At 48.0% G+C, this 22407-nt stretch carries 24 protein-coding genes; 15 read left to right on the forward strand and 9 right to left on the reverse strand.

The window, feature by feature from the left end; translation table 11 throughout:
* Nucleotides 1-297: 297 nt before the first annotated feature.
* Both ABD031_RS20010 and ABD031_RS20015 read left to right on the forward strand, forming a co-directional pair.
* Nucleotides 298-819: a DinB family protein gene (locus ABD031_RS20010; RefSeq protein WP_343854563.1), complete on the forward strand. Its 522-nt coding sequence runs from the start codon at nucleotides 298-300 to the stop codon at nucleotides 817-819.
* A 235-nt stretch (nucleotides 820-1054) separates the two neighbouring features.
* Nucleotides 1055-1795, forward strand: coding sequence for a 3-keto-alpha-glucoside-1,2-lyase-like domain-containing protein (locus ABD031_RS20015; RefSeq protein ID WP_343854564.1), 741 nt, complete (start codon nucleotides 1055-1057; stop codon nucleotides 1793-1795).
* Nucleotides 1796-1844: 49 nt separating this feature from the next.
* On the opposite strand, the gene ABD031_RS20020 is transcribed toward ABD031_RS20015, so the two are convergent.
* Genes ABD031_RS20020 through ABD031_RS20030 form a run of 3 tightly spaced genes read right to left on the reverse strand, consistent with a single transcriptional unit; the run spans nucleotide 1845 to nucleotide 4060 of the window.
* Nucleotides 1845-2318, reverse strand: coding sequence for a cupin domain-containing protein (locus tag ABD031_RS20020; RefSeq protein WP_343854565.1), 474 nt, complete (start codon nucleotides 2316-2318; stop codon nucleotides 1845-1847).
* 42 nt (nucleotides 2319-2360) lie between these two features.
* Nucleotides 2361-3065, reverse strand: coding sequence for a LytR/AlgR family response regulator transcription factor (locus ABD031_RS20025; RefSeq protein WP_343854567.1), 705 nt, complete (start codon nucleotides 3063-3065; stop codon nucleotides 2361-2363).
* Nucleotides 3062-4060, reverse strand: coding sequence for a sensor histidine kinase (locus ABD031_RS20030; RefSeq protein ID WP_343854570.1), 999 nt, complete (start codon nucleotides 4058-4060; stop codon nucleotides 3062-3064). Before ABD031_RS20030 ends, ABD031_RS20025 begins: the two co-directional genes overlap by 4 nt.
* Nucleotides 4061-4434: 374 nt before the next feature.
* Between ABD031_RS20030 and ABD031_RS20035 the strand changes: the two genes are divergently transcribed.
* The 8 genes from ABD031_RS20035 to ABD031_RS20070 all read left to right on the forward strand — a co-directional run bounded on the left by ABD031_RS20035 (nucleotide 4435) and on the right by ABD031_RS20070 (nucleotide 12778).
* On the forward strand, nucleotides 4435-4884 hold the full coding sequence (locus ABD031_RS20035) for a nuclear transport factor 2 family protein (RefSeq protein ID WP_343854572.1): 450 nt from the start codon (nucleotides 4435-4437) through the stop codon (nucleotides 4882-4884).
* A 16-nt stretch (nucleotides 4885-4900) separates the two neighbouring features.
* Nucleotides 4901-5347 (forward strand): nuclear transport factor 2 family protein, encoded by a 447-nt coding sequence (locus ABD031_RS20040; RefSeq protein ID WP_343854573.1) that lies wholly within the window; start codon nucleotides 4901-4903, stop codon nucleotides 5345-5347.
* A gap of 172 nt (nucleotides 5348-5519) precedes the next feature.
* Nucleotides 5520-6143 carry a flavodoxin gene (locus ABD031_RS20045; RefSeq protein WP_343854575.1) on the forward strand — a complete coding sequence of 208 codons (624 nt, stop codon included), beginning with the start codon at nucleotides 5520-5522 and terminating at the stop codon, nucleotides 6141-6143.
* 12 nt (nucleotides 6144-6155) lie between these two features.
* Nucleotides 6156-6578, forward strand: a complete 423-nt coding sequence (locus ABD031_RS20050; RefSeq protein WP_343854576.1) for a helix-turn-helix domain-containing protein — start codon at nucleotides 6156-6158, stop codon at nucleotides 6576-6578.
* A gap of 114 nt (nucleotides 6579-6692) precedes the next feature.
* A complete protein-coding gene (locus ABD031_RS20055; RefSeq protein WP_343854577.1) occupies nucleotides 6693-7583 on the forward strand; it encodes an alpha/beta hydrolase fold domain-containing protein in 891 nt (296 codons plus the stop codon).
* 104 nt (nucleotides 7584-7687) lie between these two features.
* Nucleotides 7688-9928 carry a xanthine dehydrogenase family protein molybdopterin-binding subunit gene (locus tag ABD031_RS20060; RefSeq protein ID WP_343854578.1) on the forward strand — a complete coding sequence of 747 codons (2241 nt, stop codon included), beginning with the start codon at nucleotides 7688-7690 and terminating at the stop codon, nucleotides 9926-9928.
* Between the two features lie 112 nt (nucleotides 9929-10040).
* Complete coding sequence (locus tag ABD031_RS20065) at nucleotides 10041-10499, forward strand: (2Fe-2S)-binding protein (protein ID WP_343854579.1); 459 nt, start codon at nucleotides 10041-10043, stop codon at nucleotides 10497-10499.
* Nucleotides 10500-10510: 11 nt separating this feature from the next.
* Nucleotides 10511-12778 carry a xanthine dehydrogenase family protein molybdopterin-binding subunit gene (locus tag ABD031_RS20070; RefSeq protein ID WP_343854581.1) on the forward strand — a complete coding sequence of 756 codons (2268 nt, stop codon included), beginning with the start codon at nucleotides 10511-10513 and terminating at the stop codon, nucleotides 12776-12778.
* 440 nt (nucleotides 12779-13218) lie between these two features.
* Here ABD031_RS20070 and ABD031_RS20075 read toward each other — a convergent pair whose 3' ends face one another.
* Entirely contained in the window at nucleotides 13219-13524 is a 306-nt protein-coding gene (locus ABD031_RS20075; protein WP_343854582.1) for a winged helix-turn-helix transcriptional regulator, read from the reverse strand.
* Nucleotides 13525-13729: 205 nt separating this feature from the next.
* Here ABD031_RS20075 and ABD031_RS20080 point away from each other — a divergent pair, with 205 nt between their 5' ends.
* Nucleotides 13730-14110, forward strand: coding sequence for a DoxX family protein (locus tag ABD031_RS20080; RefSeq protein ID WP_343854583.1), 381 nt, complete (start codon nucleotides 13730-13732; stop codon nucleotides 14108-14110).
* A gap of 217 nt (nucleotides 14111-14327) precedes the next feature.
* Here ABD031_RS20080 and pyrE read toward each other — a convergent pair whose 3' ends face one another.
* Nucleotides 14328-14975, reverse strand: coding sequence for an orotate phosphoribosyltransferase (gene pyrE / locus ABD031_RS20085; protein ID WP_343854586.1), 648 nt, complete (start codon nucleotides 14973-14975; stop codon nucleotides 14328-14330).
* A 95-nt stretch (nucleotides 14976-15070) separates the two neighbouring features.
* On the opposite strand from pyrE, the gene ABD031_RS20090 reads away from it, so the two are divergent.
* Nucleotides 15071-15748 (forward strand): NUDIX hydrolase, encoded by a 678-nt coding sequence (locus tag ABD031_RS20090; RefSeq protein WP_343854587.1) that lies wholly within the window; start codon nucleotides 15071-15073, stop codon nucleotides 15746-15748.
* Between the two features lie 3 nt (nucleotides 15749-15751).
* On the opposite strand, the gene coaD is transcribed toward ABD031_RS20090, so the two are convergent.
* The 4 genes from coaD to ABD031_RS20110 all read right to left on the reverse strand — a co-directional run bounded on the left by coaD (nucleotide 15752) and on the right by ABD031_RS20110 (nucleotide 18323).
* Complete coding sequence (coaD, locus tag ABD031_RS20095) at nucleotides 15752-16207, reverse strand: pantetheine-phosphate adenylyltransferase (RefSeq protein ID WP_343854588.1); 456 nt, start codon at nucleotides 16205-16207, stop codon at nucleotides 15752-15754.
* Between the two features lie 140 nt (nucleotides 16208-16347).
* Complete coding sequence (locus ABD031_RS20100) at nucleotides 16348-17166, reverse strand: DUF3822 family protein (RefSeq protein ID WP_343854590.1); 819 nt, start codon at nucleotides 17164-17166, stop codon at nucleotides 16348-16350.
* A gap of 12 nt (nucleotides 17167-17178) precedes the next feature.
* Nucleotides 17179-17763, reverse strand: a complete 585-nt coding sequence (locus ABD031_RS20105) for a hypothetical protein (RefSeq protein WP_343854591.1) — start codon at nucleotides 17761-17763, stop codon at nucleotides 17179-17181.
* A 50-nt stretch (nucleotides 17764-17813) separates the two neighbouring features.
* Nucleotides 17814-18323: an NUDIX domain-containing protein gene (locus ABD031_RS20110; protein ID WP_343854592.1), complete on the reverse strand. Its 510-nt coding sequence runs from the start codon at nucleotides 18321-18323 to the stop codon at nucleotides 17814-17816.
* Between the two features lie 14 nt (nucleotides 18324-18337).
* Between ABD031_RS20110 and ABD031_RS20115 the strand changes: the two genes are divergently transcribed.
* The 3 genes from ABD031_RS20115 to ABD031_RS20125 all read left to right on the forward strand — a co-directional run bounded on the left by ABD031_RS20115 (nucleotide 18338) and on the right by ABD031_RS20125 (nucleotide 22360).
* A complete protein-coding gene (locus ABD031_RS20115; RefSeq protein WP_343854594.1) occupies nucleotides 18338-19786 on the forward strand; it encodes an ATP-dependent DNA helicase in 1449 nt (482 codons plus the stop codon).
* Nucleotides 19787-20027: 241 nt separating this feature from the next.
* The gene (locus ABD031_RS20120) at nucleotides 20028-20426 is read left to right on the forward strand and encodes a DUF1573 domain-containing protein (protein ID WP_343854595.1); all 399 of its coding nucleotides are present in this window, start codon (nucleotides 20028-20030) and stop codon (nucleotides 20424-20426) included.
* A 188-nt stretch (nucleotides 20427-20614) separates the two neighbouring features.
* Entirely contained in the window at nucleotides 20615-22360 is a 1746-nt protein-coding gene (locus tag ABD031_RS20125) for an ABC transporter ATP-binding protein (RefSeq protein ID WP_343854597.1), read from the forward strand.
* Nucleotides 22361-22407: the final 47 nt, after the last annotated feature.

Genomic DNA, 22407 nt, shown 5'->3' on the forward strand with positions numbered 1-22407 from the left:
CAAATTGGCTCTCATCCCTTACCACTTTTCAATAAAATTAATCGCTCGAAAGGTGATTTTTTAATCTGAAGCTAACATAGGAGCAGCGCTATCTGGACTTTTTGGAACAATACAAAGCCCTCGCCAACCGCCTGCCCAATACCCAAATCGCCTCCTATCTGGGCATCACGCCGGAGTTTTTGAGCAGAATCAGGAAGAATATTCAGACTAAGGGCTGATTTCTTAAACTAGGTCAAGGGTACCTATCAAGGCAAGTGGGGATTTTTGTAACTTCTACTGAACAAAAACCTAAAACTCATGAAAGCCTTAGCTACACTTACCCTATTTCTGGGACTTTGCTCCCTGTCTTTTGCCCAAAGTTCCGTCGACGACATGGTCAAGGAATGGGAACGCGCCAAAGCCTACACCAAGGAGTACCTGGATGCCATGCCGGCAGACAAGTACAGCCTCAAGCCCACGCCCGAAATGCGCTCGTTTGCGCAGCAGATGCTCCACCTCACCGACGGCAACTACGGCTTCACGGCTGCCGCGACAGGAGTCGCCAGCCCAGTGGGCATGGGCGCGTCCGAAAAAGCCGAAGACCAGTCCAAGGAAAACGTCACCAAGTTGGTGATGGCTGGATACGACTTTGTGATCAACGCCATCAAAACTATGACTCCGGAAAAGCTGGACGAAAACACCACGTTGTTTGGACGCTTTGAGATGACCAAGGGAACGGCGCTCGAAAAGTGCTTTGAGCACCAGACCCACCACAGAGGCCAAACGACCGTATACCTGAGACTAGGCGGAGTCACCCCTCCTCAGGAGAAGCTGTTCTAAGCCCAACGCACCCTCTCTCAAGTCCGATTCCGGTCGGTGTACTTATCGACCGGAATCCTCCTCCCTTGGAGATTCTCACGCTCCCTACTTTCTTCTTCTACATTTGGTTACTCCTAAAATTTGGACTGAAAAGCTCTCCTGGAACCGCTTTGCCCAGAAAATCTCCGCACCATCCCTCCCCGTGCAAAAAACCTGTCTAAAGCGGGATGTAAATCCACCATTGATCCATGTAAAAATGAAAAGATATCTCAGCCTCCTCTTCATATCCCTGCTCTCGGCCTCTGTCCATGCACAGACCCTGAAACTCGAAAACCAGGAATTTGAACTTCACAACGTGACCGGCGAAATCGTCACGTTTCAGGGAAAGAAAGTCCTGAAAATCGAACGCGATCTCAATGCGATTCCCTTTGACTCCACGCGGGTCGAGGCCACTGTGGACGAACCGCATTATGCTAGACTTCTTGGCCTGAATGATTTTGAAAATGGGACAATTGAAGTCAAAATGTACAGCGAGCTCAAAGTTCCGGCTCCCTATTCAGGCATCGCAGGATTCATTGGTCTTTTCTTCCGGGTAAAAGAAGACGACTCGGCTTTTGAAAGCATCTATGTGCGACCCAAAGTAGGAAGAGCGAGCAGTCAGCGATTTAGAAACCACTCCGTCCAATACTTCTCCTACCCCGATTACAAATTTGACACACTCAGAAAAATCGCTCCTTTCGAGTATGAAGGTTCCGCTCCAACTGCTCTGAACGAATGGTTTACCATGCGGATCGAGGTCAATGGAGAATCCGCCGAGATGTTTATCAACGATGAAAAGTACTCGTCCTTTGTAGTGGACAAGATGCTTGGGACAAACAAAAAAGGCTTTGTCGGCTTGTATGTGGATATCGGAACGGTTGGTTACTTCAGGGATTTGAAAGTGACCAAAAGAGCTTACCAGCCAAAGCAGCTGGAAGAAAAAGACATTGATATCTGACAACAATGGGGGCTAGGCAGGTCTAGCCCCCAAAGCTTCTTCGAACGCCTTACTTTTTCAGCAATTCCGCCACCGAATCGTAATATTCCTGTGTGACCACCTCTGTCCAGGTAGTTGGTTCTGCACCGCCGTATAATGCCAGATAGGTGACATCACTATCCTTGGTAGATGAGTGCCAATGCTCCACATCTTTGTCACATTTGATCACATCTCCGGCTTTGAGAATCACGGGAGCTTTGCCCTGCTCCTGATAGTACCCTTCCCCCTTCACATAGATAAGCACCTGAGGTGTGGAATGCTTGTGCCAGTCGAGCGTGGAATTGGCCTTAAAAGTCGCTTTGGTAACGTTGTAAGGGGTCTCGGAATCGGCGGAAAGTACCCCATTGAGCCATGCCTCTCCAATATAGTGGGTGTTGGGCGCTTTGGCTCCTTCCGTCAGGTAAGAGGAGACGGCATACTCCTTTTGCTGCGCCAAAACACTCAGCGGAGCTGCCAATAGAAAAGCAATCAGTAGATTTTTCATGGTTTGGGTTGTTAGTCAGTAAGTGTCTATTTTGAAATCATATCAAATCCTCATTTTATCCAGTCTCTTGAAAAAATCCTCCCGATAGTTTCGACTGACGGGATAAAGGTCTTTCCCGATCAAAACCTCATTGGACTGGACTTCATCGATGTGACGCATGTTGATGATGAAGGATCGGTGAATCCGTATGAATTCGCTGGGCAAGGCATTGGCAATGCTGGTCAAAGACACCAACGACATCACTTTTCGTGTCGGCGTGATGATCTTGATGTATTCCCGCTGGGCCTCGATGGCCTGAACTTCCGAAAAGAGAAATTTCACAATCCGGGTGTCCGTCTTGATGAAAAAGTAATCGGGTTTCTCCGTAGTCTCTCCGGTTTGCACCTGAACCGAAAGGTATTCTATGGCCTTGTCGATGGCCTTTTTGAATCTTTCGAAGGAGACCGGCTTCATCAGATAGTCGATCACATCCAGCTCGTAGCCTTTGACAGCATATTCCTCGTAGGCCGTCACAAAGATCGTGAGTGGCTTATCCTTCAGTTCATTCAGCAAATCCATCCCCGTCATCAGCGGCATGCGGATGTCCAGCAAGAGGATATCCACCGGATTTTCTTTCAAAAACCGTAAAGCTTCCTCCCCATTGGCGCATACACCGGCGAGCTCCAGATTTCCCACTTTGGAGACATAGTCCGACAGCAATTTCCTTGCAGGCGGTTCGTCGTCCACTATGAGGATTTGATAGGTCATTTCAGATCCAGGGTTAGTTTCACTTCAAAGGAGGTGGCCGTCTGATCCAGGATCAACTCGTGTTTGCCAGGATAGATCAGATTGAGCCTCTTTTTCACATTCGAGAGCCCGACTCCGCTCTGTTCCTCAGCGGTCTTGCGGGCATCGATTACGTCATTTCTTAGCGCAAAGTGCAGCTTGTCTTCCTCATCCACCACCAAGTTCACGTCAATCCTTCCGTCGATGGTATTGCCATGTTTGAAGGCGTTTTCGAGGAAAACCAGGAATATCAAGTGCGCAACCCGGTGCCTGTCCTTGACTCCCTTGTAGGTGAAAAGGATGCTGGGCTTTTCGTCCAACTTCAACCTCCAGAGCTCGATGAAATTCTCCATAAACGTAATCTCCCTCGACAGTGAGACCAGCTTTCCTTGGTCCTCATAGAGCATGTGGCGCATCATCTCAGAGAGCTTCATGATCGCCGGAGCGGTATTGTTCTCTTTGAAATACGCCATCGAATAGATGTTATTCAAGGTGTTGAACAGAAAATGCGGGCTGAGTTGGAGCTTGAGAAACTTGAGTTCGGAGGCCAGTTGGCTGTTTCGAAGCTCTATCTCGTTCCGCTGCGCTTTGATCAGGTTGGCAAAAAACCAGCTAACCGTCGTGATCAGGTAAAAGCCAAGCGCCGGAACCGATCTGATAAAATAGGTATAGGTGGCTGACTTGTGAGTCATCCCAAGGAGATTAACCCGGAGAAGTACAATGACCACCACCATACCGATAGAGGCTAAAATATAAGCCGAATACCGTCCTTTTTTGTAAAGATTCGGCAGCAGCAGGTAGTAGTTCAGGTAAACGATGAATGAGGAAGTCAGAACATCCGAGATGACCACCTGCCACACTTCATAGGTGGACGGAATCCAATTGCTCAAGGAGGCAAACAATATCGCTCCGTAGCAGACCCAAAAGAGGACATGCAGCGTGTAAAATAGCGGACGCGACACGAGATTATTTTTCATCTGTATATCATTCTTTTTAGAGATCAGATAGACTGGCTCGCTTGGACAATTGTGTTTACTGCGTGCTTCGTTTGACTTGCGCTTGATTTCACGCTCGAAATTAGCGTTTTATCTCAAACCTATTTCCAGCAATCATCCAAGCGACAGCGGCAATCTACAGAAGGCATTATTTATCCAACAAGCGACACCGAGCCGGATTGCATGCCATTCAGCTTCAAGCTTTTTTCATTCGTAGATCAAATCCGTAGTCTCGGTGAGAGAACTTGGCTGTCTGTTGATTTGGTCCAAACGCTCGGATTTTTTTTCGTCTCTTAGTAGGGAGGAATTGGGTGAAATCCGCCACTCCGCATTGTACATCATCAAAACTCAAAACCATGAAAAAATACCTATTCGTATTTACGCTGCTTCTGTTCAGCGCATCCTTCACTTTCGCCCAGTCCGCCGAGGAGCAGGAAATCAAAAAACTGTCCATGGACAAATGGCAGTGGATGGCCGATAAGGATGTGGCAAAACTCAAAACGCTTTTTCACCCTCAGGCGAAGTTTGTCCATATGAGCGGTACTTGGACCACCGCCCGCGAACTGGAAATCATCGAAACAGGAAGTATCTGGTACAAAAATGCAGATGTAAAGGATACCGCAATCGAAATGGTTGGGAACACAGCAATCGTCTGGAATAGAATTGCTTTGACAGCCAACGTAAGAGGAAATGACGTCGTGACCGAGTTTACCGTGACGGAAGTGTATCAAAAAGAAGGCAATGCATGGAAGATGCTTGCGCTGACTTTCAGCAGCGTGCGGGAAGAGCATGAGATCCAACATTAATTTTAAAAACAACATCATGAAAAAGACAATCCTGGGATTCTTCCTACTCTTCCTGGCGATCCAGTTCAGCCATGCACAAGATGAAGCCGCCAAAAAAGAAATCATCGAACTCTCCAAAACCAAATGGCAGTGGATGGCAGACAAAGATGCCGATAAACTTGCCGAGCTATTCGATGACAAATCAGTTTTCGTGCACATGGGCGGCTCTTGGGGCAAAGAGCGCGAAGTCAATATCATCCGAAGTGGAGGCATTTGGTATAAAAAAGCCGATATCCATGAGGTTTCAGTAGAGATCATCGACAATACGGCCATCCTGCTCAACCGCATCACGCTGATCGCCGAAGTCGGCGGCAATGAGGTTTCTAATCCATTTGAAGTCACGGAAGTGTACATCAAAAAAGCTGATGGGTGGAAGCTTGGCTCCCTTTCTTTCACCAAGTTGATGACTCCGGGAGGTCAATAAAAACTCCGTAGGAGTGCCACTATGGTAGCCAGGGGTTTCAACCCCTGGTTAGGAGTCCAATAAAGTGTTCCTGCGCTGGCCCAGAATCATTGTCAGGAAACCAAATCAATTAGCCAGCGCAGTGAAAAAAGAATTTGATATTTCAACGAACCGGAACCCATTCAATTGACCCATGAAATATTTCCTCCTTTTCGTCTTCCTCTTCAGCTCGCTGAGTTGTACCGGCCAAACTGAGAAAAAGCTTCCGGCAAATCCGGGGGAGAAAGGATCGGATAAGATTCTCATTGTCTATCTCACTCGCACCAAAAACACCAAGGCAGTGGCAGAGATGATCAATCAGGAGGTCGGCGGAGACTTGGTCGAATTGGAGTTGGTAAATCCCTATCCCGAAGATTATCGAGCCATCGTCGCCCAAGTCGCGAGGGAGAACGAAACTGGCTTTTTGCCTCCGCTGAAAACAAAGGTGGACATTTCAAAATACGAAACCATCTTTCTCGGTTTCCCCACTTGGGGCATGCAACTCCCCCCTCCCATGAAGAGCTTTCTCCATGAAAACGACCTCAGCGGAAAGACCCTCATTCCTTTCAACACGAATGCCGGATACGGAATAGGTAGCTCCTTCGACACGGTCAAAGAGCTCGCTCCAAACAGTCGGATTTTGGAAGGATTCTCTACCCGAGGCGGCATCGAGCGGGACGGAGTATTATTTGTCATGGAAGGAGAAAAAGAAGTGGAAGTGAAAAATGAGGTCACCAAATGGCTGGACGGCTTGGGCTTTAAGAAGAACAATCCATAAAAAAAAATGTAAATGAATCAGACAGCAAGAAAAATACAGTCACCAAGATACGCTGGAGTGCAGGCAAGTTTTGCTGCAAAAAGGATCTCTTTGGGCTTTATGGAACTGCTGGAAAGCCAATTTCCTGTCACCAATCTGATGAGTACGCTGCAACTGCGTTCCGCATCCGACTTTGCCCAGCAACTCAACATCCACGTCAACCATCTCAACAGGACTGTAAAAGCAACTTTCAACAAGCCGACGACCGCGGTCATACGAGAACGAGTTCTGGCCGAATCCAAGCGCTTGCTGACGCAAATTGACTGGAATGTTTCGGAAGTAGCCTATGCCTTGGGCTTCACGGAAGTGACCCATTTCAACAACTTTTTCAAAAAAGAGACGAACATGAATCCTTCCCAATACCGAAAATCATTAGGCCACACCAAAGACACATAGATAGATCTGGTAACAGGAAAATCCAGGCCCGGGTGGGCTTGGATTTTCTACTTCCAATCTCCTTTTTAACTATTCTCGAAAAACAAGGTAAATTCTAGGATCAAAATACAAGCCATGAAAAAATCCATCCTAGCCATTCTGCTCATTCTCCTTTCGATCGCTGGTTTTGCACAGTCCAACCGGGTGATGAATCTTTTTCCGGAGGGCACGACGCTCCACGGAAATATCCCTTACCAGGACGATACGCTCAAGAAGCACCTGCTCGACATCTACCTTCCACCCAATGCCCAAGGAGAACTCCCCTTGGTAATTTGGGTTCACGGCGGAGGCTGGCTCAGCAACGACAAGTATGCCGACATGGGTTATATGAAGGAAACCATCGCCGAGCTCATGCGTCAGGGCTATGCGCTGGCCTCCATCGATTACCGATTCAGTACCCAAGCGACTTTCCCGGCTCAGATGCTGGACTGCAACGCGGCGGTTTCCTATTTGTATGACCATGCTTCCGAGTACGACTTCGACACGGAGCGATTTGCGCTGATGGGTTTTTCGGCAGGTGGGCATCTGGCGGCAATGTTAGGTCTTTCCAAAAACCAGGAAGTGAAGGAATTCTTCGTACCGGGAACAACTCAGAAATTCAAGTTTAAAGCGGTAGTCGATTTCTATGGCCCCGCGGATTTGACGCTGTTTCCCGGAGCGGTAGATGCGAAATCACCTGAAGGCCTTTTGATCGGAGCCGCGCCATTGGACCGACCAGACTTGGCCAAGGTTGCGAGTCCGGTAAGCTATGTGGATGAAAAAGATCCTCCCTTCCTGATCATCCATGGGGAAAAAGACGACTTGGTATCTCCCAATCAATCTAGGCTTTTGAATTCCTGGCTCAAGGTAAAGGGCGTTCCAACAGAGTTGATCGTGGTGAAAGACGCGCCGCACTTTGGGGCGATGTTTGACGTGCTGGAGATCCGGACTGCTGTCTTTTCTTTCTTGGAAAAGCACCTGAAATAGATCTCACAGCCACCTGTCAGCGGAGGTGTTTGAAATGCGTAAGTATAAACACGACATCTTTCTTAAATTGATATTAGTCTGATTTTCAACCAAAACCCCAAAACATGAAGCCTCTATCCGACAAGCTCAATAGACGATCCTTCCTCAAAGTTTCCGCCCTGGCGGGAGGAGGAATGATCCTGAGCTTCAACTGGCTGGGGGGATGCAAACCCAAGGAGTTGGAGACTTTGGGAATGCCAAAGGAATGGTTTAAGCTGAACGGCTACATCAAGATCGGCGAAAACGGCCTGGTCACCATCCTTTCGCCCAATCCGGAAGGCGGGCAAAACGTGAAGACTTCCATGCCCATGATTGTTGCCGAAGAACTGGATGCGGACTGGAAAAATGTGGTAGTCGAGCAAGCTCCGCTCGACACGGATAATTTTACGCGGCAGTTTATCGGCGGAAGCCAAGCCATCCGAATCGGCTGGAAAGCGCTGCGGACCGCAGGAGCGACAGCCCGGCATCTGCTCGTGCAGGCTGCTGCGCAAACCTGGAACGTCCCGGCAGAAGAGATTACCACCGAACCGGGATTTTTGATCCACCAAAGCAGCAGCAAGAAGGCGCACTTCGGCGAAATGGCTTCCTTGGCTGCCACGATGACGATCCCGGAGGAAGTTCCTTTGAAGGAAATCTCCCAGTTTCGAATCGTCGGGAACTCTCAAAAAAACGTCGAAACCAAGAATATCATCACCGGAAAGCCGCTTTTCGGAATCGACTACAAAAAGCCCGGGATGGTCTATGCCATGATTATCCATCCCCCGGCCCATGGCATGAAGCTCAAGTCTTTTGACGATTCAGCGGCGCGGGCAATGCCCGGTATCCTGGATATCTTTCAGATCAAATCCCATCAGGACGAATACGAACGAACCTTCTTCGATACCACCAGCTTCACCGACTTGGTAGCTATAGTTGGCAGTTCGACTTGGGAGGTGATGAATGCAAAAAAAGCCGTCCAGGTCGAATGGGAGGACTTTTCTACCTATGAGGAAAAGCGGGATTGGGGTCAGCGAATGGAACAACGCACCATTCCGGGAGGTTTGGAAAGCCGCGAAGAGCAGATGCAAAAGATGGCGGAAGCTGCGAAAAAACCCAGAACCGCCCGCAAAGACGGCAATCCGGAGGCGGCTTTTACAGGTGCTGCCAAAGTCATCGAAAGAACGTATCGTGGGCCTTTTCTCGCCCACAATTGCATGGAACCCATGAATTTCTTTGCGCATGTGCAGGGAGACAGGGTCGATTGCGCCGGGCCTTTGCAAAAGCCCGAACTCACCGAGCAGGCACTTTCCACCCGCTTGGGCATTCCTGTGGAAAACATCGAAATCGCAATGACCCGCCTGGGTGGTGGCTACGGACGCCGCTCCTATGCACATTGGCTGATCGAGGCGGCGGTGATCTCGCAGAAGGTGAATGCTCCGGTGAAGTTGACCTATACACGGGAGGATGACATGACCGGAGGGATCTACCGCCCTATGTATCAGGCCACCTATCGGGCGGCCTTGGATCAGGACAATCAGCTGATCGGATTTCATGTTAACGCCGGAGGCTTAGTCGAGCCACCGCTTTATGCAGACCGTTTCCCTGCCGGAGCGGTAGAAAACTACCTGGCGGAGGATTGGACGGTGGTCTCCAACATCACGGTAGGTTCGTTCCGCGCTCCCCGATCCAACTTTATCGCTGCGGCAGAGCAGTCCTTTTTGGACGAAGTCGCCGAGGTAGCTGACAAGGATCCTTTAGCTTTCCGACTGGAGCTTTTGCAAAAAGCAAAGGAAAAACCTGAGGGAGAGCGAAACGACTATGACCCGGAGCGCTTCGCGAAAGTGCTGGAGCTGCTAAAGGCCAAATCCAACTGGGGTCAGGCTACAGCTGGCATCTCCCGTGGTGTATCGGCCTATTTCTGTCACAACAGCTACGCGGCGCAAGTCGTAGACTTAAAGGTGGAAGGCGGACAGGTGCAGGTCGAAAAAGTCACCCAAGTGGTGGACTGTGGCTTGGTGGTGAATCCGGATGCCGCTCAAAACCTTTGCGAAGGCGCAGTTGTGGATGGCATCGGCACGGCCTTGTTTGGTGAGCTGAACTTCGAAAAGGGAGTTCCCGACCGAAAGAACTTCGACCAATATCGGATGATCCGGATGAAAGAAGCACCCAAGCAGATTGAAACCTATTTCGTCGAAAACAAGCTCGATCCTACCGGTTTGGGCGAACCTGCCTATCCGCCGGTTTTCGCCGCCTTGGCCAATGCGCTGTATCAGGCGACCGGGAAGCGGCTGTATGACCAGCCTTTTGCCTCGCAGCTAAGCAGCTAGTCAAAATGCTTTTCCAGATTGCTATTTACTTGATTAATAAAGTATTCAGTTTGATTTTCGTAAGACATACCCAAAACAAACCCTTAACTTGAAACTCTAAATTCAACATACTATGGCCCTTTTCAACCTCACAATCAACGGTAAATCCAAGGAAGTGGATGTGGATCCGAATACCCCCATGCTATGGGTACTCAGAGACCATCTCGACTTGGTAGGAACCAAATTCGGTTGCGGAATCGCCCAATGCGGTGCCTGCACCATCCACATGGACGGCAACGCGGTTCGCTCCTGTCAGCTGCCGGTCTCTGCAGCCGCAGATGCCAAGATCACGACGATCGAAGGACTTTCCGAAGATGGGGACCATCCCGTGCAAAAAGCCTGGATGGAGCATGACGTACCACAATGTGGCTACTGTCAGGCCGGTCAGATCATGAGTGCGGCAGCGCTTTTGGCACAAAATCCAAGCCCTTCAGACACGGACATCGACAATGCAATGAATGGAAATATCTGCCGCTGCGGCACCTATACGCGCATCAAGGCTGCCATCCACACCGCTTCCCAAAACCTCTAAACCTAGAAACTATGACAACTGTAAATACAAAATTGGACAGAAGATCGTTTTTGAAGGTTTCTGCGCTTGCGGGCGGAGGCATGGTGCTGAGCTTTAGCTGGCTGGCGGGATGCAAGCCCACTTCCAAAGAAGAGCTTTTGGCGATGCCAAAGGAATGGTTTGAATTAAATAACTACATCAAAATCGGGGAAAATGGAGCTGTGACGCTTTTTTCCCCCAATCCTGAATTTGGCTCCAACGTCAAGACCTCCATGCCGATGATCCTGGCCGAAGAACTGGATACCGACTGGAAAAATGTAATGGTAGAACAGGCGGATTTTTACCCTGAAAGATTTGATCGACAGTTTACCGGAGGTAGCCAAGGAATACGCCAAGGTTGGAAACCTCTGAGAACCGCCGGAGCAACTGCCAGAGCGATGCTGATCGCGGCCGCGGCGCAAACCTGGAATGTACCTGCTACAGAAATCACCACTTCTGCCGGAATTTTAGAACACAAGGGCAGCGGTAAAAAAGCTCATTATGGAGAAATGGCTTCACTTGCTGCCACAATGGAAGTACCGGAGGAAGTTGCCCTGAAAGAGATCAAAGATTTCCAGATCATCGGTACTTCCAAAAAGAATGTGGATGGTCAGAAAATCGTGACCGGAAAGCCACTTTTCGCTCTTGACCACAAAGTGGAAGGCATGAAATATGCTGCCATCGTGCATCCCCCAGCTTTTGGAATGAAGCTCAAATCATTTGACAAAAGCTCCATAAGTGGACTTTCGGGAATTCAGGATGTATTTCCGATCCAGTTGTTCAAAGAAGGTTATGAACGAAACTTCTTCGACACAACCACATTCCCGGAGATTCTTGCGATCGTCGGCAATTCCACCTGGGAAGTGATGCAAGCCAAAAAGTCCTTGGTAGCGGAATGGGAAACCGCCCCGGAATCAGAATTTATGATGGGCGGATTTGGTGGAAGACCGGGCTCAAAAGTCACTGTTCCTTCCGGCCTTGAAAACACCGTCAGCCACAAGGATCAAATGAAAGAGTACATCCAAAAGCCAGGAAATGTGGTACGAAAAGACGGAGATCCGGAGGGAGCTTTCAAAAAAGCTGCAAAAGTGATCGAAAGAACCTATTCCGCACCGTTTTTGGCGCATAATACCATGGAACCCATGAACTGCTTTGCAGATGTCAAAGGCGACAAAGCAATTGTATACGGACCAACCCAAGCTCCGGAATTGATCAGTCAAACGCTCAGCAGCAGCCTGGGAATTCCCAAGGAAAACATTCAAATCAACCTGGCCCGCATGGGCGGAGGATTTGGCCGAAGAGCTTATAGCCACCATATGACCGAAGCAGCTTTGATTTCCCAAAAAATCCAAGCTCCCGTTAAGATGGTTTATACCCGTGAGGACGACATGTCTGCAGGTGTTTATAGACCTGCTTATTCAGCTACCTATCGTGCAGCTTTGGATGAAAACAACAAGCTCTTGGCACTGCATGTGAAAGCTGGGGGAATTCCAGAGACCCCACTTCATGCGGATCGATTCCCTGCTGGAGCCTTGGACAATTACCTGGCAGAGGCATGGCAAATCCCTTCCAACATTACCATCGGAGCCTTTCGAGCACCGAGATCCAATTTCATCGCCGGAGCAGAGCAAAGCTTCCTCGATGAGCTGGCCGAGGAAATGGGCAAGGATCCGATTGATTTCCGTCTCGAATTGCTAAAAAGAGCCGAGACCAATCCGGTCGGCGAACGAAACGACTACGATCCCAAGCGCTATGCAGGCGTTTTGGAATTGGTAAGGGAAAAATCGAACTGGAACACCCCGCATCCCAATGTGAGCCGAGGCGTGTCAGCCTATTTCTGTCATAATTCTTATGTCGCTGAAGTGGTAGAAATCACCATGAAAGGCAACCAACCCGTTGTAGAAAATGTGTTTGCAGCGGTAGATTGTGGAATCGTAATCAACCCAGACGCCGCCGCCAATATGGGAGAAGGAGCGATCGTAGACGGAATCGGCAATGCTTTCTTTGGAGAGATGGCTTTCGAAAATGGCGTTCCTACCAAGACTAACTTCGACAAGTACCGCATGATCCGATACAAGGAAGCTCCCAAGAAGATCGAGGTGCACTTCGTGGACAACAAGGAAGATCCAACCGGTTTGGGCGAACCGCTCTTTCCACCGGTCTTCGCCGCCGTCGCCAACTCGCTCTACAAGGCAACGGGCAAGCGCTACTACGAGCAGCCTTTTGCTCCGCAGCTGGAGATGCAGAATCTGAAGATGTGATGTGATACAGACCTGACACACAAAGCGCCTGGGGGAAACCTCAGGCATTTTTGCGTTAGGATGGTTTAGGTCTTTTAGCCTAGACTTTGCATTCACTGCTTTTTTTGAAAAAAATCCCCCACTTACTTTTCCTTTGAGCACCAAAACTAGGGCGGTCTTCAGGCTGCATTTTCATAAACAAAAGTTGGATGGCTTGCGCGCAGCGCGCAAAGGTTTTGAGCGTCTCTGAGTAATTTCACTTCAGTTAAATCCGATTGCAAATTTAGCAGCGGCGAATAACGGAAAAGCCTTGAAGAATCGGACTTCGAAATAATGGCGTCAGACTGACCCTAGAAAGTTATTTTGGGCTTGAAACTGCATTCACCTCTTGGATTAAGCGAGCGGGCACATCTAATAATTCATCCATAACCACGGAGATTTTTGCCGAGCGGTTTTACCCCCTAGCTATCAAGTATTTTCTTTCGATGCAATGCTCCCCAGTTGCGCAACTCCAAGATGACCTTATCCAGCGTTTTGGAATGTGGGGTCAACGTGTATTCAATGGTCACGGGCAGTGTATCATACACCGTTCGCTTGATCAACTTGTGGTCCTCCAGACTCTTTAATTCCTTTGACAACATGCGGGGTGTGATCTTCGGGATCTGCCTTTCAATATCCTTGAATTTACTTTGCCCCGATGAAATGGCGATGATAATCTGAAGTTTCCATTTCCCATTAAGCACATCGAGGGCGTCTCGGATTGCCATTAACGATTTGAGACATTCTGAGTGATCAACTGATTCTTTTAAAATAGCTTCTCTGGGTGCCATACGCAGTGATTTGAATAAAATGGTGCTATACTTCAGTATATCGGTTACTATTGTATAGCAATAATACGCTAATTTTGTCGAAAACTAGAACATAAAAAAAAACATGAGTACAACTGACCTAAATCAAAAATCATCGCGCGTAATGAACATCGCTCTATGGATTGCTCAAATAGTTCTTGCTGCCGCCTTCGCGATGGCAGGAGTTATGAAGATAACAACACCCATTGCCGATCTGACAGCCCAAATGGGATGGCCTGGAGATAATCCATCCGTATTGGTTAGATTTATCGGTGTTTCTGAATTTGCAGCAGCCTTAGGTTTGCTGTTGCCATCAATACTTCGATTGAAGCCGGTGCTGACTGTGTGGGCGGCATACGGACTTGTGGTTGTCATGTCGCTGGCATTGGTATTTCATATCATGCGTGGCGAAATGGAGGCCCTTCCTATCAACCTTGTCTTTGGACTATTCGCTGGGTTTGTTGCTTGGGGAAGAAGTAAAAAAGTGGTTATTCACTCCAAGTAAATTCCTTTAGAACGCTCCGATTAAAGAAATGTCTGGAGACGCCCAACTCAGGCTGTCCATCTGGTCGTATCGGGAGCATAGCCAAAAACCCTTTCGCTATCCAGTTACCCGCAAACAAACACCAGATCAAAGTGCAGGCAGGATCCGTCGGACATTGCCCTCATTTCAACGGATCGATGATAGGAATAGCAAAAGAGCCGGATGACCGGCTCTTTTGCTATTCCTGCATCCAGCTTCCTGGATCTTTTCGCCATTCTGAGAGCGAATCGAGGGCTTCGGGAGTGACGTATTGTCTTTTTACCGCCATGGGTAGCAATGCGTCGTAGTGGCTCAGACATACCAGCCTAACTCCGGCATCGGCGAAATTTTTGTCAGCCACATCGAATCCGTAGGTGAAGATGGCGACCATTCCGAGCACGTCGAATCCTGCATTTTTAAGGTCTTGGACGGCTTTCAGCGAGCTTCCGCCGGTGGAGACCAAGTCCTCGACTACGACTACTTTCTGGCCGGGAGTGACTTTTCCTTCGATCATGTTTTCCATGCCATGCCCTTTTGGTTTGGATCGGACATAGACAAAGGGGAGAGCGAGGTCGTTGGCGATCAATGCGCCCTGCGGTATTCCTGCGGTAGCTACGCCGGCAATTGCCTCAGCTTCCTGAAAGCAGTGACTGACGCATCTCACGAGGTTGTCCCGGATGATGTCTCGGACTTCGGGAAACGAGAGTGAAAGCCTGTTGTCGCAATAGATTGGCGACTTCCAGCCGGATGCCCAAGTGAATGGCTTGGCGGGCTGGAGACGAATGGCCTGGATTTCCAGGAGTCTGTCGGCAACTTCGGCCGCAATGCTTGAGTCTAAAATTTCCATGGTTTAAAATTAGTAGAATCATTTGCTGGAAGATTGTACTGCCTGATTTTTTTATGCATTTTTGGCCAGATCACTAATCTAGTTGGAATCCAATCATGAAAATTTTTATCAATGACAAGCCGGTAGAGTTGTTGAGCTATGAGGAGCTCGATCCTGCCAAGATCTATGATTGTACTTTTTCCAATCTTGAGGAATTGCCGGCAGATATCCACTGGGAAGAGGACATACTGTTTCATGAGCCTACACATGATATGATCATTCGACTCTTGTATTTGCTCCGAAGCAGAAAGATGAAGGAGTTGGACTCGATTACCTTGGTGACTAAAGAGAAGAAAGCGCTGAAGGATTTTATAAAAAGCAGATTTTCGATCGTAAAAGCCGCCGGCGGGATAGTTTCCAAAAAGGACAAAGTCCTGATGATTTTTCGTTTGGGGAAATGGGATTTTCCGAAAGGAAAATTCGACAAGGGAGAAACTCCAGAGGAATGCGCCAAGCGTGAAGTGGAGGAGGAGACCAATGTCAAGGTGAAGCTAGGACCGCATATCTGCAACACCTGGCACACTTATACCCAAAACAGAAAGAGCATCCTGAAGAAAACCTATTGGTATGCGATGGATTCTGTCAACGATGCGGGGATGAAGCCACAGGTCGAAGAGGGAATTGAGGAAATCATCTGGTTGTCTGAGGCTGACTCGAAGACTGCGCTGATCAATTCCTATCCATCGATGCGGTATCTTTTTAAGCATTACCTTAAGAACCACATCAAGTCTTAGTGCCTAAATAGGGTAAGGGAGAAACTCGCTCACGGTACCGCCGTATCGATGTACTTCGCGGATCACCGTGGAACTGATGGCTGCATATTGCGGTGAGGTGATTAAGAATACCGTCTCCAACTCTTCGTTGAGATACCGGTTCATCTGGCTGATGGTGTTTTCGTATTCGAAATCTGTGGTGTTTCTCAGGCCTCTAACCAAAAATTTAGCGTTATACTGTTTGGCTAAGGTTGAGGTTAGATCATTGTAAACAACAACTTTTACCCGGCTTTCTCCCTCATAAACACCTTTGATTTTTGAGACCATTAGGTCGATATCAAAGTAGCGGGCATTTTTGCTGGAGTTGTATCCGATACTGATGATGACTTCGTCAAAAAGATTGAGACTTCGCAGCACGATGTCGTGGTGGCCCATGGTATAGGGATCAAATGATCCCGGAAAAATTGCGGTCTTTTTCATGTGTGTATAATTTGTATTCTTTAGACCATTCCCCCGATATTACCGGATCTGTTAGGAGAGTTTCACATGATTGATAGTCCTCCCCAGTCTGAGACGCACTACGCTATACCTGTTTACCTCACACAGGCGCGATTTTCATATTATTCGTATTGCCAATAGGCTTCCAAAACATGTTCTGCCTTCAAATGCTTGAAACCGTGGGAGTAATTTTGATTAGCGTGGGGATTCAATAATCTGAAGTTTTGGAAATATTCCTTACCCCAGGCCTCGGTAATCTTACTTTCTTCCGATGCTCCAAAAACGCTGACTCTTACATGACTCCGGTCATAAGTAAGTTGATCGATCGTGATCATCACGTACTTTAGGATGTCCTCTCTAGAACTGATTTCAAAGAAATTGAAAACGCTTAGGTCCTGGTCTGTGAACGCTGCTACGTAAATATGGCTTTCGAAATAGTTGACGAGAATTTCCTGGCCGATCAGATTGAACCGTTCTTTGAACAAGTAGGATAGGAATGAACAGCTGCCGTGATGCAGTGAGATCTCGGAGAATCTGGCATCCAGATTTTTGCGCAGTTTGCTCGAGATGAAGCTGGCCACCTGTAGATTGTTACTGTCAAGCGGGGTGGAAAAAAAGCTGGCATCCTGCGGCAATTCGTTGGCGAACTTCAGGTATTCCCTCTCTTTTCCGAGTTGGAAAAGTACGCCAGGTACCAGGCTGAACCCGTTCTGATGAAAATAGAATTTTGTCGGAACGTCGTTTCTTAATAATGGGTCTGTGCTGAACAATCCTTCCAGATTTTCGAGCTCAAAATGATGGTAATGATGGATGCCGATATTCGAATGATTTCTGTCTTTGGCAAAAATAAACAGCGAGCGGGGGTAAAGAAAAAGTGATAAGCCTGCGGTGTCTTCCACATCAAACTTATCACTTTTATAAACCTTAAGGTTGTTTTCCAAAATCCAGCGGGATTATTTCCAGTTTCCTTCAGTAGAAGCGTCGGTTCTGGATCCAACTCTTAATGCTTTTTCGTTGCTGTTTGCTCTTCTTTCAGGGTTAATCGGAGATGGGTCTCTGATTTCGAATACGTTAACCAGATAGCCACCGGTTTTTTCAACTTTTGCAGCGAAGAATTCAAACTGCTTTCCTCCCGAACCAGGTACTACAGGCATGAGGTCGATATTGAAATCCGGGAATTTTCTTTCGTTGAACAGGGAGTCCATCACACCGCGGGAACCTAGGGTGTCAAATTGAACGGTGATTTCTTCAGCACCATAATCCAATAGTTTGGTGGTCTCAGTTCGCTGTACCATCCAGATTGTACCGTCTTCGATAAACATCTTCAAGGAATCCCAAGTGCTTGCGTACTTTCCATTGGACGCCTGATAGGCCAGTTGTGCATCACGCAGCATTTCTAGCTTTTCGATTGTAGCTGCTTCAAGCAAGGCGATCCTTTTTTCTTCTTCGACTACGTCATCTACGCCCTTCCACAACAAGTAGCCGAGAGCCATAGCAATTAAAAAGAATACAAATGAGAGAACTTTGGTAAGATTCATTTTGATAGAGATTTAGAAATCTGGTTAAGGTTGAAGGTTTTTTAAACGTGCTATTTTATCGAATTATTTTCAAAATTAAAATATCCTTTCCACAATCCCAGCTGAGATAGGGATTTAATTCCCCAAAAGATCTGATGAAGGGAGTCATTTGGGATGGATTGTATTTCTTTACATGATTTCCAGGAAACTTCTTCGATAATCTGATTTTCCCCTGAAAGCTCGGGGTCATTTCCCAATTTAACATCGCCGTTTATCCTTTTTACGTTAAAAAAATGCTCCATCGCATGAAGCGGGGCGTCGAGGTATTCATGAACGAATAGGTAATCGCCCACTGTGATTTCTAGATTGGTCTCCTCCAAAAATTCCCGCCGGAGATTTTCCGGGGCAGTGGTGCCATAATGCATACCGCCACCCGGCACAGACCAAAGGATGCGGCCATTGCCCATCCGGTGTCTGACCATCAGCAGGCGCTCATTTTCGATCAAAATCCCATTGACACGGGTTCTGAGGTGATTACCGAACTTTGATTCGATTTCCTTGCTGATATTGTCTTTTGACATTTACATTCGTCTCTATGGGGAAAAATCATCAGACAGAATTTAAGCCGTCGAGATTGCTAAGTAAGTATTTTCCATTTTCTCCAACTTCCGGTCAGGCAGTTTTTTTTGAGAGGATGGATGTTTTTTTACTCAAGAAAGCAGAGGAGAAGCCGGTGTTTGTGTTGAAAGGCTATGCGGGCACGGGTAAAACTTCCCTCGTTTCTGCCTTAGTGCAGGTGCTTCCCAGAATGGAAATGCGTTCGCTGCTGCTGGCACCAACAGGCCGGGCGGCGAAGGTGATGAGTAATTACTCTGGTCGGGGAGCCTATACGATTCATAAAATAATCTACAAACCCAAAGGTGATTTCGGTACGATGGGTGGGGGATTTATCCTACAAAAGAACTATTTCAAAGACACAGTTTTTATCATTGATGAGTCCTCGATGCTTGCCGATGACGGCGGAATGTCAGGCAACCTGCTTTGGGATTTGATCCAGTATGTTTTTTCGGGAAAAGACAATCGACTCCTGTTTATCGGTGATACGGCTCAGTTGCCGCCTGTGGGAAGTGAATACAGTCCTGCGCTGGACGCGGGCTATCTGTTGCGCCACTATCGTCTGGAGGCCGATCAGATCGAACTTGTTGAAGTCATGCGGCAGCGACTGGAGTCGGGGATTCTATTCAATGCCACGTCACTGCGTGACCAACTGGCCCAGCAGAAGCCGACAGTGAGAATCCAGACCAGTGCCTTTAAGGATGTATTTAAGATGACTTCCGAAAGGTTGGAAGACGGCCTTCGATATGCCTATGATAAATTCGGTACGGAAAACTCCATCATAGTCACCCGCTCCAACAAGTCAGCGGTGCAGTACAACCTGTACATCCGCAGGGTGATTCATTTTTTCGAAGATGAGATTAGCACAGGTGATTTGTTGATGATTGTGAAAAACAACTATACCTACATGGCCGAATCGGAAAAGGTGAACTTTCTGGCCAATGGCGACATGATGGAGGTGATGAAGATCCGCAGTTTCGAGGAGATGTATGGGTTGCGGTTTGCGACGCTGGAGCTGAGATTGCTGGATTATCCTGAGGAGCCTTTCTTTGAGGCAAAAGTCATTTTGGATACGCTGTACTCTCCGAGCCCATCCCTGACCAGAGAGCAATATCGTAGTCTTTACGATCAGGTTTCTGCTGACTACGCGGATGTAGCCAATAAGACCGAGCGCATGGAGCACGTCCGAAAAGATCCCTATCTGAATGCGCTGCAGGTTAAGTTTGCCTATGCTCTGACCTGTCACAAAGCCCAAGGCGGGCAGTGGAAGGCTGTTTTCGTAGATCAGGGATACCTCAACGAGGAGCAGTTGGATAGGGACTTTGTGCGCTGGCTGTATACTGCGGTCACCCGGGCAACGGAGGAGTTGTTTTTGGTGAATTTTACCCCAACATTTTTTGTAAAAGAAGTTGAATCCAAAGCTGAGTAGAACATCAACAGCCTGGTTTTCGGTAGATAGTTCAAATTTACTTCCGTTTTGGCATGTTTTTTTCGCTTTTGTTCGAGCGAACATTGGGCGGTGGATGTTTGATGCTTCGCGAAAAAATCGAAATATTTGAAATTCAATTCTGATACAACCATGAAATCAAGCATGTCTTAGGCAATACACCTAGGCGTGAAAATCAACGATGCGAGATTCCATGTGGCATTTAAAAACAAATTATAAACACATGAAAAAATTAGGGATTTTATTCAGCCTGTTTGCATTTGCACTGGTATTCCAGGCATTTGCGCAAGATCAAGCATCGGGTGCTGTGATCACATTCAAAGAGAAAGAGGTCAATTTTGGTGATATAGTTCAGGGAACAAAAGTGGAGCACACCTTCGTGCTAACCAATTCTGGTACTACTCCTTTGGTGATCTCCAATGTTGCAGCGACCTGCGGATGTACCGTTCCAAGCTGGCCTAAAGAGCCCGTGGCACCAGGGAAATCTGCTGAAATTAAGGTCACCTTTAACTCAGCTGGAAAGATGGGCAATCAAAATTCTGTGGTAAGAATCTACTCCAACGCTTCTGAACCCATCGAGAAAGTGTCACTACTATCCAACGTACTTCCAAAAACAAACTGATCGAATTAGTATCTTATGCCTTGAGCCTGTCATGATTTTGACAGGCTTTTTTATTGCACTTCTCCCTACTAAGAATAATATCCATCAACATGCTGAGGCGCGCATTGTTCTTTTTCCTACAGACAGAAAGAATAAAATGAACCTGATGACCGAATATGGGGTTCCGTCTTTTAGTTTTTATTCCACTTATGGCAAGACCAGCAGAAGGTCGGGTGACTATCCGACAAGTATTTAAGAATATCATTTGGCCCAGAAGAAAGCACCTTTTTTTAGGGCTTTTTTTGATCGTCATCAGTAGGCTGGCGAGTTTGGTTTTGCCGGGAGCCAGTAAATTTCTGGTCGATGACGTGATCCCCAGCAATGATCTCGACATGCTAAAATGGCTCATTCTGGCGGTGGTTGCCTCCATCGTGGTGCAGGCTGTGACCTCCTATGCGCTGACTCAGATCCTGAGCGTGGAGGCACAGCACCTGATCGCCAAACTTCGGTCTCAGGTTCAAAAGCATATCATCAAGTTGCCGATCCGTTATTTTGACAACGCCAAGACCGGTGAGCTTGTGTCCAGGATCATGACTGATGTAGAAGGGGTGAGAAACCTAGTCGGGACGGGATTTGCCCAGATGGTTGGCGGAATCCTGACTGCGGTCATCTCCATGGTATTGCTCATTTCGATCAGCCCAATGATGACCTTGTATGTGCTGGTACCGGTGTTGGTTTTTGGGTTGGTTTCCTTGAAAGCCTTCGGGAAAATTCGACCTATTTTCCGCGAACGGGGCAAGATCAATGCGCAAGTCACCGGCAGACTGACCGAGACGCTCGGCGGTATCCGGGTGATCAAAGGTTTCAACGCAGAAAATCAGGAGATCAAGACCTTCGAAAACGGTGTGGATCAGCTGTTTCAGAACGTGAAAGCAAGTCTGACGGCTACCAGTGTCGTGACCTCAGCAGGTGCGCTATTGCTCGGATTGGCGTCGGCAGGCATCATGGGTATTGGCGGGTATATGATCATGGAGGGGGAGATGACCTTTGGGGATTTCCTTGCATTCACGCTCTACCTGGGATTCATGATCGCGCCGATCGTGCAGATGTCAAATATTGGAAGTCAGCTGACCGAGGCCTTCGCAGGCTTGGATCGAACTGAAGAGATCATGAATACGCCACTGGAGGCGGACGATAGCACCAGAACTTTGTCACTCAATCAGATCGAGGGAGACGTCGAATTTCGCAATGTTTCCTTTGCCTACGAGGCAGGCAAGGAAGTGGTCAAAGGTGTCAGCTTCAAGGCTCCTTCAGGTTCGGTGACAGCGTTAGTCGGAACTTCCGGTTCGGGAAAGACGACGATAGCCGGATTGGCAGCGACTTTCTTGAATCCTGACTCTGGCCAGATTCTACTGGACGGCAATGATTTGCAGACCGTAACTTTGGAGTCTTTTAGATCCCAACTTGGCGTGGTGCTGCAGGATGATTTTCTCTTCGAAGGGACCATTCGCGAAAACATTCTTTTCCCAAGACCTGAAGCAACAGAAGCTCAGGTGCTGCAAGCAGCCCATGCGGCCCACGTGCCTGAATTCACAGACCGGTTCGAGAAAGGACTGGACACGCTGATCGGTGAACGGGGTGTCAAACTCTCCGGAGGTCAGCGCCAACGAATCGCTATCGCACGGGCGATCCTGGCGGATCCGAGAATCTTGATTCTAGATGAGGCGACCTCCAATTTGGATACAGAATCAGAGTCTTTAATTCAGGCCAGTCTCAAAGAACTGATGAGAGGACGGACCACTTTTGTCATTGCGCACCGGCTGAGCACCATTCGTCAGGCTGATCAGATCTTGGTGATCGAGCAAGGCCGAATCGCGGAGCGAGGTCAGCACGACGACCTTATTGCGCTGAGGGGTAGGTACTACCAGCTGTATACCTATCAGGCTAGAATTTGATTTCTTGATTGAGGATGGGGACAACATGAAATAATTCTACCGATTTG

It is taken from the genome of Algoriphagus jejuensis (assembly GCF_039523455.1).
Classification (GTDB): Bacteria; Bacteroidota; Bacteroidia; order Cytophagales; family Cyclobacteriaceae; genus Algoriphagus; species Algoriphagus jejuensis.